17 protein-coding genes are annotated in these 14,154 nt (G+C 64.0%); 6 read left to right on the top strand and 11 right to left on the bottom strand.

Annotated features, from left to right (window positions below):
• Nucleotides 1–6: 6 nt before the first annotated feature.
• Complete coding sequence (locus tag A7G45_RS27900) at nt 7–600, bottom strand: TetR/AcrR family transcriptional regulator (protein WP_260941682.1); 594 nt, start codon at nt 598–600, stop codon at nt 7–9.
• A 168-nt stretch (nt 601–768) separates the two neighbouring features.
• On the opposite strand from A7G45_RS27900, the gene A7G45_RS27895 reads away from it, so the two are divergent.
• Entirely contained in the window at nt 769–1,425 is a 657-nt protein-coding gene (locus tag A7G45_RS27895; protein WP_260941680.1) for a TetR/AcrR family transcriptional regulator, read from the top strand.
• Nucleotides 1,426–1,446: 21 nt separating this feature from the next.
• Entirely contained in the window at nt 1,447–2,199 is a 753-nt protein-coding gene (locus A7G45_RS27890) for a TetR/AcrR family transcriptional regulator (protein ID WP_260941677.1), read from the top strand.
• Nucleotides 2,200–2,214: 15 nt separating this feature from the next.
• Here the strand turns inward: A7G45_RS27890 and A7G45_RS27885 are convergent, their stop codons facing one another.
• The 4 genes from A7G45_RS27885 to A7G45_RS27870 form a co-directional block, all read right to left on the bottom strand.
• Entirely contained in the window at nt 2,215–2,517 is a 303-nt protein-coding gene (locus A7G45_RS27885) for a DUF4333 domain-containing protein (RefSeq protein WP_051954822.1), read from the bottom strand.
• A 78-nt stretch (nt 2,518–2,595) separates the two neighbouring features.
• The gene (locus A7G45_RS27880) at nt 2,596–3,783 is read right to left on the bottom strand and encodes a PrsW family intramembrane metalloprotease (protein WP_260941676.1); all 1,188 of its coding nucleotides are present in this window, start codon (nt 3,781–3,783) and stop codon (nt 2,596–2,598) included.
• 220 nt (nt 3,784–4,003) lie between these two features.
• A complete protein-coding gene (locus A7G45_RS27875) occupies nt 4,004–4,966 on the bottom strand; it encodes an alpha/beta fold hydrolase (RefSeq protein ID WP_231575561.1) in 963 nt (320 codons plus the stop codon).
• A gap of 293 nt (nt 4,967–5,259) precedes the next feature.
• Nucleotides 5,260–5,421, bottom strand: coding sequence for a hypothetical protein (locus A7G45_RS27870; protein WP_156127171.1), 162 nt, complete (start codon nt 5,419–5,421; stop codon nt 5,260–5,262).
• 263 nt (nt 5,422–5,684) lie between these two features.
• Between A7G45_RS27870 and A7G45_RS27865 the strand changes: the two genes are divergently transcribed.
• A protein-coding gene (locus A7G45_RS27865) for an IS3 family transposase (protein ID WP_407667536.1) occupies nt 5,685–6,829 on the top strand; the annotation gives its coding sequence in 2 pieces (ribosomal slippage) (nt 5,685–5,949 and nt 5,949–6,829; 1,146 coding nt in all).
• Between the two features lie 122 nt (nt 6,830–6,951).
• Nucleotides 6,952–7,299, top strand: coding sequence for a hypothetical protein (locus A7G45_RS27860; protein WP_260941673.1), 348 nt, complete (start codon nt 6,952–6,954; stop codon nt 7,297–7,299).
• 352 nt (nt 7,300–7,651) lie between these two features.
• Here A7G45_RS27860 and A7G45_RS27855 read toward each other — a convergent pair whose 3' ends face one another.
• Both A7G45_RS27855 and A7G45_RS27850 read right to left on the bottom strand, forming a co-directional pair.
• Complete coding sequence (locus A7G45_RS27855) at nt 7,652–9,337, bottom strand: patatin-like phospholipase family protein (protein ID WP_260941671.1); 1,686 nt, start codon at nt 9,335–9,337, stop codon at nt 7,652–7,654.
• 57 nt (nt 9,338–9,394) lie between these two features.
• Complete coding sequence (locus tag A7G45_RS27850; protein WP_043985442.1) at nt 9,395–10,270, bottom strand: alpha/beta fold hydrolase; 876 nt, start codon at nt 10,268–10,270, stop codon at nt 9,395–9,397.
• Nucleotides 10,271–10,424: 154 nt separating this feature from the next.
• Here A7G45_RS27850 and A7G45_RS27845 point away from each other — a divergent pair, with 154 nt between their 5' ends.
• Both A7G45_RS27845 and A7G45_RS27840 read left to right on the top strand, forming a co-directional pair.
• A complete protein-coding gene (locus A7G45_RS27845; protein WP_260942215.1) occupies nt 10,425–11,072 on the top strand; it encodes a type IV toxin-antitoxin system AbiEi family antitoxin domain-containing protein in 648 nt (215 codons plus the stop codon).
• The gene (locus A7G45_RS27840) at nt 11,069–11,827 is read left to right on the top strand and encodes a nucleotidyl transferase AbiEii/AbiGii toxin family protein (protein ID WP_260941668.1); all 759 of its coding nucleotides are present in this window, start codon (nt 11,069–11,071) and stop codon (nt 11,825–11,827) included. Before A7G45_RS27845 ends, A7G45_RS27840 begins: the two co-directional genes overlap by 4 nt.
• A 716-nt stretch (nt 11,828–12,543) precedes the next feature.
• On the opposite strand, the gene A7G45_RS27835 is transcribed toward A7G45_RS27840, so the two are convergent.
• The 4 genes from A7G45_RS27835 to A7G45_RS27820 all read right to left on the bottom strand — a co-directional run bounded on the left by A7G45_RS27835 (nt 12,544) and on the right by A7G45_RS27820 (nt 14,150).
• Entirely contained in the window at nt 12,544–12,822 is a 279-nt protein-coding gene (locus A7G45_RS27835; RefSeq protein ID WP_260941667.1) for a hypothetical protein, read from the bottom strand.
• Between the two features lie 241 nt (nt 12,823–13,063).
• A complete protein-coding gene (locus A7G45_RS27830; protein ID WP_260941663.1) occupies nt 13,064–13,441 on the bottom strand; it encodes a hypothetical protein in 378 nt (125 codons plus the stop codon).
• Nucleotides 13,438–13,944: a hypothetical protein gene (locus A7G45_RS27825; RefSeq protein WP_260941661.1), complete on the bottom strand. Its 507-nt coding sequence runs from the start codon at nt 13,942–13,944 to the stop codon at nt 13,438–13,440. The genes A7G45_RS27830 and A7G45_RS27825 overlap by 4 nt, the downstream gene beginning before the upstream one ends.
• Complete coding sequence (locus tag A7G45_RS27820; protein ID WP_260941659.1) at nt 13,941–14,150, bottom strand: hypothetical protein; 210 nt, start codon at nt 14,148–14,150, stop codon at nt 13,941–13,943. The genes A7G45_RS27825 and A7G45_RS27820 overlap by 4 nt, the downstream gene beginning before the upstream one ends.
• Nucleotides 14,151–14,154: the final 4 nt, after the last annotated feature.

Below are 14,154 nucleotides of genomic sequence, written 5' to 3'. Positions count from 1 at the left end.
CCACTTCTATTGGTTGCCGGCAGAGCCGTCAAGTTTGCGAAGGTGCCGGTCGAAGTACCCGATGATCTCGTCACGCCCGACAGACAACCCAAGGGAGTCCTCCAGGGCCATCAGCTGCGACATCCCGACGATCAAGGAAACCGCGACGGCCGGAGGCAGCTCGTCGGCATCGATACCGTGACGCGCCAGGAGGGATCCGGCCAACTCCATCTGGGCTTCAAGGAACTGCTGCGCGGCGTCGGCGATTTCGGGTCGAAGCTCTTTGCGATGGTTAGCTAGGGCTGCGTATTCCGTGACCAGCGCCGTGTCATGGTTCTCAATGAGTGACATCCACAGTGCCCGCAGCGGATTCGGCGCATGCCGGACCCGCTGCTGCGCCTCCACCCCCTGCTCGGTCCTGCGCCGGAAAACAGCACGGAACAGATCGTCCATCGTGCGGAAGTAGTAGTGAACCAGTTGCGGCTTGAGACCGGCCCGCTCGGCGACCCGACGGGATGTCACCGCGGCGTAGCCCTCGTCCCGCATCAACGACTCGGCGGCGTCTAGTAGAGCTCCGCGGTTCTTCGCCTCGGGCCCAGCGATCCTTCGCTCCGATGCCATACCGTCACCGTCCGTCCTCTATCGCTGCCGCACCCATCGGCATTCTCCGTGCACCATCGCCCAACTGCGGCGACGCCATGATGCTAAGCAGACGCACGGCACGACCAGCTACCAGCCCGTCCTCGGGTACAGTTCATGCGTGTTTTCCGCCGATGGCACGGGCATGTGGTGACCAGCCCGACAGAAGATCCAGCCTGGAAGCAACGCGCTGTCGAACGCTCGGTCAAGACCGCGAAACTCCGGGCAGCACAACGCATCCAACGGTTCATTGACGCCGCCCAATCGATCATCGCCGAAAAGGGCAGCACGGATTTCACCGTCCAAGAAGTCGTCGACCGCTCACGCCAGTCTCTGCGCAGCTTCTACCTGCAGTTCGACGGCAAGCAAGAACTCTTACTGGCCTTGTTCGAAGATGCACTGGGTAGTTCAGCTGACCAGATCCGTTCCGCCGCCTACGCCGAGAGCGACCCACTGAGGCGACTGAAGATTGCGGTCGAGCTGCTCTTCGAACTGTCCCGGCCCGACCCGGCAGCCAAGCGGCCGTTGTTCACCGACTTCGCTCCCCGACTAATAGCCACGCATCCGGCCGAGGTGAAGATCGCCTACGCACCGCTACTGGCGTTGCTCACTGATCTAATGGAAAGTGCCAGCGCCGCAGGAGAACTGCGTTCGACCGTCGATCCGCGACGGATGGCGGCGATGACCATGCAGACGGTGATGTTCATCGCCCAATCCAGCGGCCGCACCGGCGAGGCAGCCGTCCAGCCCATCACCACAGACGAAGTCTGGGACTTCTTGGCGAACGGGTTCACCGCGCCAAAGTGAGAATTGGATACCTATTTTCAGATGGGGGTGCCCGCCGTGGCAAAGATCGCAGCCGCCGAAAAGCGCCAGCGGCGTGAGCGGGGTTCGATCAATCCCGACGACATCATCAACGGTGCATTCGAACTCGCAGAACAGGTTTCAGTCGACAACTTCAGCATGCCAATGCTGGGCAAGCACCTCGATGTCGGTGTCACCAGCATCTACTGGTACTTCCGGAAGAAGGACGACCTGCTCGACGCCATGACGGACCGCGCATTGCGCCGGTACGCGGTCGCCGCATCGTACGTCGAAGCCAAAGATTGGCGTTCGACGTTACGCAATCATGCCCGCACGATGCGCGAAACGTTTGTGAGTAACCCGATTCTGTGCGACCTGATTCTCATTCGCACCGCACAGGGCCCAAACGCCGATCTCTTGGACGTGCCAGCGGCGGAACAGGCGATCACAAGCTTGGTGGCAGCAGGGCTGCCACCGGAGAGCGCATGCGCCACCTACTCAGCGGTGTCAGTTCACGTCCGTGGATCGGCTGTGCTGCATCGTCTTCGAGACAAGGCAGCCGCCAACGAAGCAGCCAGAAGCCGCCAAAACGTGATGACCATCGATCCCGAGACCGCTCCACAGCTCGCCCGCGCCATTCACGAGGGCCAGCATCTCGGCACGGCGGACGAAGACAATTTCAGCTTCGGGCTCGAATGCATCCTCGACCACGCCGAACGCCTGATCGAGGCCAACAAGAAGCCTGCCCCGCGCGCCCGCAAGGCACCGCGCTCCTAGCTGGAGGCACACCTCCTAGCTGCGGCTCGTCTTGATGTCGAAGCCGACCTTCTCGCCGTCCACGCTGGTGATCTTCAAGTGCGCCTTGTACGGCCCTTCCGGACCGGTGAAGGTGCAGTCGAATTCACCGCCGACCTTGGCGTCGACGCCGGACGGGCATTTGACGTCCGTCGGGTGGAACCCGGTTTGGCTGGTCACCAAGTCGGTCACCGACTGCGCGGCGCCGTCGGGCTTGATGGTGGAACCGCACGCGCTGAGTTGCAGCGTGAGCACTCCGCAGATGAGCGTCGTGCCGATGAATCCGGTGGATCGGGTCATGGCAGGAACGTAGCTACGGGCAGTTGGAATTGCGTTGGAAGCTGACTCCGGCACCCGGTTGTTCACGATGGCCCGGGCCTAGAACGACTGCCATAACACCAGTACCGTGCGAGCGCCGGCCAGCTGCACCAGCAATGCACGCTGGCGGACGTCGAAGTCCGCAACGGTGCGACCTGCAGCCAGCTTGCGGTGCAGCAGCCCCAGTTTGGTTGCGGCATGCTGCAGGTCGACCATGGCGCGCTTTCCGTGCGCGCCGCTGATCGATGCGGCCCAGCGCCGCGCCTGGCGCCGACCCTTGAAGGTGGACAGCGAGTACAGCTCACTCTGCGCGAACCAGCCTTGGTTCGCGTAGCCCTGTAGATGGCCTCCGATGCTGCGCAGCTCGCGGCGACGAATCTGGCCGACGACGACGCTCATGACGAAGAACAGCAGTACGGCGGCTCCGATGAACCAGAAAAGCACTGTCGGTGTGCGGAGCGACAACAGCGTGTAGTCCCAGAGTCCATGCAGACCGATGGCTGCGGTGAGGCCGACGAACGGAGCGATGACCCGCACGCCGCGTTTGGCACTGGAGACTGCGAGCCCGAGTCCGATTCCGAACATGACGGTGAACAGCGGATGGGCGAACGGAGAGGCCAAGCCGCGCAGCAAGAAGTTAACGAACAGGTCGTGCGTGTGGTACTGGCCGGGCACCGCGTGGGCGCTTGCCCAGTCAGCCGTGGCGCCATAGACGTAGGAGCTGACGAAGTAGCCGATGTTTTCACTGAAAGCAAAGCCGGCAGCGACGAACCCGCCGTAGACGATGCCGTCGGTCACCCCGTCGAATTCGGAGCGCACGAACCAGATGAGGACCACCAGCAGAGCACCTTTGGCGATTTCCTCGAATATCCCCGCGCTGAGCCACAACGGAAGCCTGACAACGGTCTCGACCACCATGCTGAGGAAGCACGCGGTCGTGGCGCCCCATAGAAAGGCCGCCACCAGCAGTCGGGTGGGTTCTGGTTCCGCACGATCGATCCAGCGGAACGCGGCGAGCACCACAGGCACCGGGACCACGGCCAGCCCTGTGCACAGAGCAAGACCGGCTGGACCCGCCTTCACCCCCAGCGCCAGGACGTAGACGACCCACAGCAGAGAACTCAGTCCCAACGTGATCCACGCGATCATCCGAAGTGCTCGCCGACGGGGGCGTACGGGCGCGGCGATGTGCGGCGCGGATCGCCCGGCCGGCCCGGGGTGCGTCGCACTCTCGAGAGCGATGGTCATGATTACTCCTGTTCTATGTCGCCGCTCCCAGTGAGCGTCTTAGATGTAAGTGCGGCCAACTCGCTTTGAGTGACACTTTTTCCGCCGCAGATTTCGGGCTGACGCCACGATCTATGTGCCGGCGCCGCGAGGAGCCGTCGCCGCGTCAACCGGCTCGGTTGGGGGCTGCCGGCGATACCGCGGGCCAGCCGGTCGGGTACGGATCGAAACCCTTTGTGCGCTAGGCAACTTGGGCCAGTGACACCAATCCAGCTCGGGTCGCGGTCGGGTGCGGGAACCGACTCGTCGATGCCAGGAAGCTGTCGACCAACTCGGCTACCGTGTCGGGGCATTGCGTCTGGGGGCTATGTCCGGCACCCGCGATGACATGGAGACGGCTTCCGGGCAGCGCTGCATGCGCGGCGTGCGCGTGTGCGACTGGGATGACCTTGTCGGCTTCACCGGAGATGATCTGTGTAGGCAGATCCACCAGAGCACCCACACTCTCCAAGGCGCATACCTTTTGGCCACGATGCCCGACGGCCGAACGCAGGGTGCACAGAAACGCTCGCCGCAAGTGTTTGTGCGACAACGACTCACGCACCGTCGACGGTTCTCCGCACGCAGCTGAACTCGTCTTCGGCCGGGAGGCCAGAAGCGGCAACACAATCCCGGCACCCGGCACGGAGAACATCCGCAAGAAGGGGCTCACTTCGCGTCCGAACCCCCCACTGCTGAGCAGGACCAGTCGCCGGCAGTAGTTGCGGTATTGGAGCGCAAAGTGCATTGCCACACCGCCGCCGAACGAGTGTCCCACCACAGTCACCGCCGGGATACCGAGCGCATCAAGCAGGTCTCGCAGCCAGAGGGCGAATTCGGGCGCCGAATACGGTCCGGATGGCTCGTCGGAGTGACCATGGCCGGGAAGATCAGGCGCGATGACCCGATAGTTCTGCGACAGTTTCGGCAAGATTGTGCGCCAACTGTAGGAGCTTGCGCCCATACCGTGAATCAGCAGCAATACTTCCCCGGCTCCGTCGTCGCGATACGCGACCCGACGGCCGTTGACCATGATCGTTCGACGACTTGAGTCGGTCCCAGACAAGGATGGATTGGCCAACCCCGCCTGACGTAACCACAGGTTGGGATCTGTCGCACGCGAGGTTGTCGATAGTCCATGCCCCGCTGAGTGGGGAGCGATCACGGCCTTCTCCTTCAGTACGGCGGCCCCGGTGGAGCACTGGTACTGGTATGAGCAAGCAACCTGGTGTTCAGTGACACTTTTTGCGACTTCTCGCCGGTCGAATGGGCAGCCGACCACGTCGGAAAACAGCCTCAGGGCGTACGACAAGACCTCCGCACCAAACGGTGCGGAGGTCTTGTCGAGGCGAAGGCCTGGGCATGGACGCGCGCCGGCAGGTTCACCTGGCCGCTAAGCGATTGGGGCACATGGCTTCCCACCATCGCGGGCGCGTATGCCCAGCCTCCAACCTGGAGCTATCCCATGCTGTCTCCTTCGTAATAGCAGTTCATGCCGCCGTAGCCGTCCGACGAGGCATAGCAGCTGGCGTGGGCGGTGGCCGAGTTGAGCGCCAACCCGGCCAGCGCTACGACACCCGAAAGCAGGATTCCAGAGAGGATGCGCTTAGTGACCTTCACGACTTTGCTCCTTTTCGATGGGTTCGCGGCAGCGCGCATGGCTGCCGTCATAGGTAGGAGCCGCGAACCCATGACGCGGGGACAACTTTTCGAGAGATCTTTTCGGAGCTACGGTGGTGCCCGCGTGTCCACGCGCGCGGTCGAATGGATCTCGAAAAACTGTCCCGCTTTCGGTTGGTCGACGTGGCGTGTTCCCGCTGAATGAGTCCAACCCGTTTTAGAGTCCTGTGGCCCGATGTCGGGCCAGAAGGGACGATGAACACATGGCTGGTCGGAAGCGGAATTCCGCGGAGGACATCGTGCGCAAACTGCGCCGGGCAGATGAGCTGGCTGCCGAGGGCAAGACTGGCGAGGAGATCGCCGCCGAGCTGCAGGTCTCGCCGGCCACGCTGTACAACTGGCGGCGCACCTACGGCGGCATGGACACCGATGCCGCCAAAGAGCTCAAAGAGCTGCGCGAGCAGAACGGGCGCCTCAAGCGGCTGCTGGCCGAAGCCGAATTGGAGAAGGACGCGTTGCGGGAGGTCGCGAAGGGAAAATTCTGAGCCCAGCTGCCAAGCGCCGCGCCGTGGACATGCTCAAGGAGACGTTGAGTATGTCGGAGCGGCTGGCGTGCAAGGCCGTTGGGCTGGCCCGCTCCACCTACCGCCGCCTGCCGTTGGCGCAGACCCCGACCGATCCGGACGCCGAGATGAGGGCCTGGCTGCGCGCCTACGCCACCAAACATCCCTGCCACGGGTTCCGGCGCGCCTGGGCGACACTGCGCTACGACGAGCGCCGTGAGGTCAACAAGAAGAAGATCCACCGGCTGTGGCGCGAAGAAGGCCTGCAGGTCCGTGTGCACAGTCCGCGGAAGCGGGCGGGCATCTCCTCGGTGCCGCCGATCATCGCCGATGCGCCGAAGGTGGTGTGGGCGATCGACTTCCAGTTCGACTCCACCATCGACGGTAAGGCCATCAAGATCGCCTCGATGATCGACGAGCACACCCGCGAGTCGCTGCTGAACCTGGTGGAGCGTTCGATCACCGGCGAGCGCCTGGTCGAGGAATTGAAGAAGGTGTTTGCCGCTAATGGTGGCCCGCCGAAGGTGCTGCGCCTGGATAACGGACCGGAGATGGTTTCTCAAGCGCTGCAACGGTTCTGCGAGAACAGGACCGGAATGGTGTACATACCGCCGGGCTGCCCGTGGGACAACGGCTACATCGAATCGTTCAACAACCGGCTACGCAAGGAGTGCCTCAACCGTAATTACTGGAACACCCTGTTCGAGGCCCGCGTGGTCATCGGCGACTTCAAGCACGAGCACAATCACCGACACCGCCACTCGGCACTGGGCTACCGCACGCCAGCCGAGTACGCTGCTGCCTGCCGGTGCACCCACACCCCGGTGGCCTGCAGCATCACCTGAGAACGGATAAAACCAACCCGACTCTATGACCGGGTGGACTCAGTAACGGGGACTCGCCAGACGCACTTACCTGTAGGCGAGGCCTCACCCCGGGGCCCAAACCAAGACAGGAAACCACGTACATGAAGAGCACCCACAACACCACAGCCAAGAAGTTCATGACGGCGGTAGGTGTGGCAGCCGCATCCACGGCGGCACCCGCCCTAATGCTCATCGGTTCGACATGGTCGGCCGCCCCTGCATTCGCCACCTGCAACGAGGGCACGCCGAACTGTCTACAGGTCGACAACGGGCACCAGAGGGCTCAAAAGCAAATCAATGATGCGGAAACCAGCGGCCAATGTGCAGGACCGGACGGGTTCTGCGACGACAGCATTCCCGGCAGTGATGTGACGCCCGAGCAAGGCACGAAACCCCCGAACAAGACGGGCATCGTCCACGCACCGGTCACCACGAGCACACGGCGATGAGTGAAACAGCAACTCGCGGCATCACGGAGATCAGCATGTCGATCGACACTCAAGGCCTACACCGTCGCCATGACGACGTCATGCGCTGGTGGCGAATACTCCACACCCGCAACATTCCATTCCGGCGGCCCCGGTGGGGGTTACTACTCGGGCGGGTCTACTGACCATATCGACCCGGAAGTCAAGCAGGACAACATCTTTGTCCCGGCGAACGACTCCTCGACTGTACCAACCGGTTCATGCTCCCTGCATGCGTCGGGTGTGTCCTTCGTGGCCGGTCCCCCGCCCCCACCCGACGCGGCACCACCACCGGCGGGCTGACATTGCGGGTGCGGGTCGCCTCGACGGCTCGTTACTGCGACCGCCGGATGCGTTCTCCAACAGCGGCAACCCGACGGCGCACCCGGGTGACCCGCGGTACGTACTCGGCGGCCCGTCGGGCTCCGTCGAGAATGGTGGTCATCGGCTGCAGCGGCGCGGAGATGCGCGCCGGCGTGCGATCGACCTGCGGCGGCTGATCTCCTTGCCACCACACCGGCTCGGTCAGCCGCTGCACGAACGGCACCGAGCTCTCGACCGACGCGTTGCCCCACTCGATCGCGCGATCGATGGCTTCCGGCGCGGCCGCCAACGTGACCGGGGACAGCGTCGGGCTGAACCTGATGACCCGGTCCGCGAAAGGTGCGTTGCGCACCATCTGAAGCTGCAAGGCCTGGGTGATGGGTTGCAGCCAAAGGTGTCTCGGATTCCACTGCGGGTGGAAGCAGTCCCAGCCGATGAAGCACGCATTGCGGGTGCCGAGGCGACCGTCTTGAATGCGCTTCCACGCCAGCTCAATTGGGACGTTACTGGCCGCTCCCCCGTCGACCAAGGCGGCGACGTCCTTCTCCACGAGCAACTGGTCGAGCAGGCCCCACATGCGCGGATCACTGGACTCGTGATGCAGAATTCCCGGGATTGCCGATGAAAAGCTCGCGGCGTCAACAACATTGAAGTCAGCCGTCAGGTCGTCGCCGCCCAGCACGATCGGCTTGACGACGCGGGAGTCGATGAATGCCGCGACCTGCCACAGCCGGTTGACGACGCCTGGCGCGTAGCCCAGCTTGAGGTGTTCGAGCGCCCGCACCCCCATCATCGTGAAGTGCGACGGATGGAACTGCCCGGGTAAGCGGTCGAACGACTGTTTCCGGACCCCGGCGACGACGGTTTCGTACGGGATCGCCAGATCCGTCATCCGCATCGGCTCACCGTCTTCGCGGGTGAACATCTCTTTGGCGAACTCGTCGAACTGCAGTGAGAACAGTCCGTTGAGGCCGTGGCGCCGCCGGGTCCTGGCCGGGGCCAGGACTCCGCGGTAGGTGACGGTCTTCGCCCACGCGACGTAGTCCTCGATGGGCACCGGCAGTACGCGGGCCATCACACTGCCCACGATGGCGCCGAAGGAGTTGGTCAGCATGTAGGCGGGCGGCAGACCCGCCGCCAGCATGCGCTGCATCCCGCCGAGGTAGACGTAGCCGGCGCCGCCACCACCGCCCAGGACGGCGACGTAGGTCTTGTAGCCGAGCTCGGTATCGAGTTCGGCCGCCGAGAAGTCGTTGCCGTGGCGCTCCAGCAGCAACGACCGTTCGTACTCCACATCCTCTGCGAAGTTCGCGAGGACTGCCTTCGCCGCGTCCAACCGTTCCTGCGCCGAGGTGCGGCCACGGAGCGGGTTGTACAGCGCGTCGATCACTCGGCTCCGGAAGCCACTGATCTCGTCGCCGACCGTGACGTCGCCGCGGCCGCGGGTACCGCCCGGACCGGCCGCACCCGGTTCGAAGACCGTCAGCCGCGCGAAGCTCAAGAGGTAGCGCAGGCGCCGGAACTGCTCGGCGCTGAGCACGTCGGGGCATTCGAGGTCGGCGCGCACCAGCGCGGCCTCCATGTGCTGCAGCGCCAGGGTGGGATTGCTGCCCGGAAGCCCAGGAGGTTCGACTTCCTCTACCAGGGCCAACTCATTGGACAGCTCGCCGAACGGTACGAGCTCGGAATTCGCCATCAGTCCATTCTTGTCATCCCGGTCGCCGACCGAGGCAGTTGGGGCGGATTCGCTACATCAACTCTTCAGCGGCTCTGCCAGCACGTCCGAGAGCCACTTGATCACAAGTTCGGGCTGCTCGTCGATGATGAAGTGACCGCAGTTGGGCACCTCGGTGATGTTCAGATCGTCGGCGTGGTCGGTGAAGCCATCCAGCAGCGACGGGTGCACGGCCACGTCGTCGAGACCGAACAGCACCCGCACCGGCATCGCGAGTTTCTGGTCGTCGTAGGGCCCGCGCGCGAGCTTGGCGAACTCCTTGCCGACCATCGACCGGTAGATCTTGGAACCCGCCACGCGACGGTCCCGATCGCGGAAGCAGCTGCGGAAGAAGTCCACCGACTCCTGGGGCATGCCGCTGCGACGGATGAACCACCACAGCGTCGGCGACAGGTGCGAGAGCGGCCCGACACCAGGGGCGCCCACGACGAGTTGGTACGCCAATTTGTGGGCATGTCGGGCCACCCGGCCCGGCTCCTGCCACACCGGCGGAATGTTGAGGATGGCCAGCCGCGTGATCCGCGACGGTGCCTTCAGCGCTACCAGCTGCGCGGTCCAGCCGCCCCAGTCGTGGCCGACCAAGTCGAAGGAGTCGAGCCCCAGCGCGGTCGCCGCGGCCAGCACGTCGGAGGCGAACTGCTCCTTCTCATAGCCCTTCGGGGTGACCTCGCTCCAGCCGGCACCGCGCAGATCCATGGCGTGCACCCGGTAGCCGGCATCGGCCAGCGCGGGAATCACTTTGTGCCACATCCACCAGTTCTCCGGCCAGCCGTGCAGCAGCACGACTGGGCGCCCACCCTCCGGTCCGGCCACGGCGACGTGGATCTTCACGTCACCGGCCTGCACATATTCATGGGTCACGCCGTCGAGAGTGGGCATGCTGCGCTGAGTCATCCGGGCATCTTACCGTGCGGTCAGTTCCGATGGCGAGAGCCAAGGAAGCGGATGCCCAGGTACGGGCGGATGCACGCGGCCCCGTCGACTCTTGCCTACCAAGTAAGCATTTCGTACTCTAAAAAGGTACGAATCGCATACTCAAGAGGTGATCGTGGCGCGAGACCACAGCACACCGATGCCAGCGGCGCTGGCCCGGGTTCCGTTGCGGACCATCCGGCCGCGCGACGCCATTGCCGTGTATCCCCACCCGAGAGCACAGCTCGCGCGACTCACCGAACACGGACTACTTCACCGCCTTGCCGATGGCTACTACGTTGTTGTGCCTCAAGAGATGGTGGGGCGGCCATGGATTCCAGTCCTTGAAGCCGCCGCCGCCGGGATCGCCGCAGCGATCTACGGCGCGGACGACAGCGTCGTGATGGGTGTCAGCGCCGCACGCCTACACGGAGCGATTCCGCGAGCTCTCGCAACCGCCATCGTCGCGGTGCCGCAACAGCATCGCCCGATCACGCTCTCCGACCGCCCGGCGGTCGTGCACTTCGTCAAGCGTCAGACCAGTGACATCGACGCCGAACTCATCCGCACCGAGCTGGGACCGACGCTGGTGACCACGCCCGAGCAGACCGTGCTGGATCTGGCGCATCGCCCCGCCCTCGGCGATGCGGAAACCGACGTTCCCACAGCCGTCGCTGCACTGTACGCGCGCAGCGACGAGAAGCGGCTACGGGAATTAGCAGCCGACCAACGTCGGCTGGCATCACTGCGCCGGGCAGAAGCCTGGGTGCACGCGGATTCATGAACCTCGACGAACGTGACGCCGTAGCAACACAATTCGGCGTAGCCACCGAACAAGTCGAACGCGATCACCTCATCTCTCATCTGCTCGCATTCCTGAGTCGGGAGTTCGGTGACCGGATCCAGTTCATAGGTGGGACTGCACTGGCCCGCACGCATCTTCCTGATGGCCGGCTCAGCGAGGACATCGATCTCATCGCCCTTGGCGATCGCAAGCGGGTCGCTCAGGATCTGGATGCCTCCCTCCCCCGCGCAGTGGCGCGGAGCCATGGGCGGCTCACTGTCGAACCCGCATTGAGTTCAATCACAGACACGCTCCCCGTGCTGCTCCGTCCCGCGGACGGCCAACCGATACGACTGCAGCTGCTGTCGTCCAGGGATCGAGTTCTGTGGCCAACCGAATGCCGCGCTCTGGTCCAGCGCTACGCCGACGCACCGCCCGCAGAATTACCGGTGCCGACCTTGCCCGCCTTCGCCGCGTCGAAGACCGCGACGTGGGCCGATCGGCACGCAGCTCGCGATCTCTGGGATCTGTGGGCGCTCAACGAAATCGGCGCCATCGATCCGGCCGCTGCCGCACTATTCCGGCGATTCGGCCCCACCAACAAATACCCTGCGGACTATCTATTCCGCAGTGCGCCATCAGACGCGGATTGGCAGGCGCAACTGGCCGGGCAGACCCGACTGACTGTATCGGCGAAGGACGCTCTCCATGCGGTGCGCGCCGCCTGGCGGAATGCGATCAGTTGCTCCCCATGACGCAGACGACGGGGAAATCATCCGCCAGGCGGTGTTTTCAGCTCGTCGTCCAAGCAACCAGAAAGCTCTCGGGTCCGTACCAGTCGATCTGCGCGTCACCCCACCAGGAGAGGAACTGCTCGGCCGTCTCACCCGGCAAGTGACCCTGCCAACCAAACGAGAAAACCCGCCCTGACCGAAGTCAGAACGAGTTTTACTTGTGGAGCTAAGGGGATTCGAACCCCTGCGTGTCTTGCGGTTTTGGGACCTGACCAGCCGATTTGGTATCAGTCAAGATCAGTCACCTAGGCCCGTCTTCAGGCGTTATGCAAACCCGTGCTGTCCGCGACGGCACATGTCACCCCCCCCTGCCCGTACCGTCCGCCTCATGCCTGGTTGGTCGTGGTTCACAGCGTGGCCGGTGCAGCTGAACAACGGCATGTGGTCGTCGACGATGCCGATGCGCTGCCCCGGCTGCGGCCTCGACTGGTCTGCTGTGGGCTTCGGTCTGCCCATCCGTGGCAACGTTCAACGCGGCTGGGGGTCGCCACCGACGGGCGCGACGGCCGCGGTGTTCTACGAGTGCTTGGGGTGTGGGTGGCAGGCGTATGACGATCGGCGTGGGCAGGTTCGGAAGTTGTCTAGGTCGGACTAGACACGCTTGGCAAGTGTGACCTAGACAGATCGCCCCCGGCCGACGGAGAGACCAGCCGGGGACGATCTACAGGTATAGACGGCTACGAGGGCTGATCGGTTCCATCGGATTCGCGGCGCAGGTTGACCGCCTCCCCGACGACCGCGCCCGAATCCTCACGCTCAGCCCAGAAGCACTGTGGGCTACCGTGCGCGTCGAGCCACATGATCCACGTGCTGCCGTCGTCTCGGACGCCCTCAATCCAGCCGTCGTACAGGCTGGCGATGTCAACGACCATGTTCGCGGCGTTCGGTCCGAGCTGAACCGTGGTGTCGATCAGGTGCTGCGAGGGCTTGTAGCGGCCGATGGTGATGTTCTGCATGGGAGTGCCTTTCGATGAGGGAATGGTTGTCGCGCCTCATCCCGGCACCTGTCCATGATACGACGAAAACCGCCCCCGACCGTGTAGGTCGGGGGCGGTTTATATGGGGGTGTTTATCGGACTTGAACCGACCTCCGCGCGCTTTCGGCGGCGCTCACCAAGCTTCACACCTCGCAGTCCTCGGCGATCAACCCGAGCTTGCAGTTGTCAGCTTAGCGCCGACGGCCGACAAGTCAGCGCATCACACGGCCTGTCTCGCAGCCCAGATCGCCGAACGCAACACAAGCCGCTCATCCAACGCCGTGTTACCGACCGCGGCCTCGGTGGCGGTCACATAAGCCTCGGTCGCGTCGATAAGGATCCGCACCACGTCCTCGACCTTCTCAAGCTGCTTCTCACACCGGCCACACCGAGTCTCCAACACCTTGTTCGTCGACTCGAACAACTCCAGCACCGTCTTCTGCGCCAACGACGCCTTCTCGGTCGCGATCTTCTCCGCCTCGGCCCGCATCTTCGCCGCCGACGCACGATTCACAGAGAACGTCAGGATGCCGGTGATGATCGCGGTGACGACCGAGCTGCCCGCCACACTCACAAGGACTGTCGCAATGTTGCTCATCGGTCCGTCCCCAATCGGCGGTTCAGCGTCTCGGCGCGCCACAGTTTCCGGCCGGTCTGCAAGCTGAGGAACGTGCAGCCGATGATGTACGGCGGCACCAGGAACAGGGAGTAGACGCCCTGCCCGAAGTAGGCACCACGGATCCCTGAGGTTTCGTACAGGATCAGCACCAGCCCCATGCAGACGTGGCCGCCGAGCTGTAGCCACAAGCCCATCCAGTCCCGGAACAGCGACACCGCGGTCATCTCATTGAGCGTCTTGCCGCCCTCGCGCAACACGAGGCCGGTCATGACGGACACGGTGCCGATGAGGTGCGCCCAAATCCATGCCACGTAGGTGATGTGGCCCATTTCGGGTTCGACGATGGTGATCGCATCGGCCCAGGCGGCGGCGTAAATCCCCCACGCCAGCAGAGACAGGTAGTAGGGCCACACGAACAGCCGGACGTTCTCGGAGTCGAGCAGCGTCCAGAACTGTCGGGCGACCCTACGCACACCGGTCACTCGACCGGGTCGCCTTTGATCTGACCGTTCAGCTTGACGGCGGCCGTTGCGTTACCCGCGATCCCGAGCACGACGCCCGCGAATCCCAACCACACCGGGATCGCAGACGGGTCGATCAGCCGATAGAACGTGAGCACGCCGAGCCCCGCAGCGATGACACCGTAGGCGTACATGCGTTGCTTGGCGGTGATGGTGGGCAACTTCATTCGA

The sequence above is a fragment of the Mycolicibacterium llatzerense genome, from assembly GCF_025331195.1.
Taxonomy (GTDB): Bacteria; Actinomycetota; Actinomycetes; order Mycobacteriales; family Mycobacteriaceae; genus Mycobacterium; species Mycobacterium llatzerense.
The sequence above is the reverse complement of the archived record's forward strand: the minus strand, read 5'-3'. Positions and strand labels throughout refer to the sequence as shown.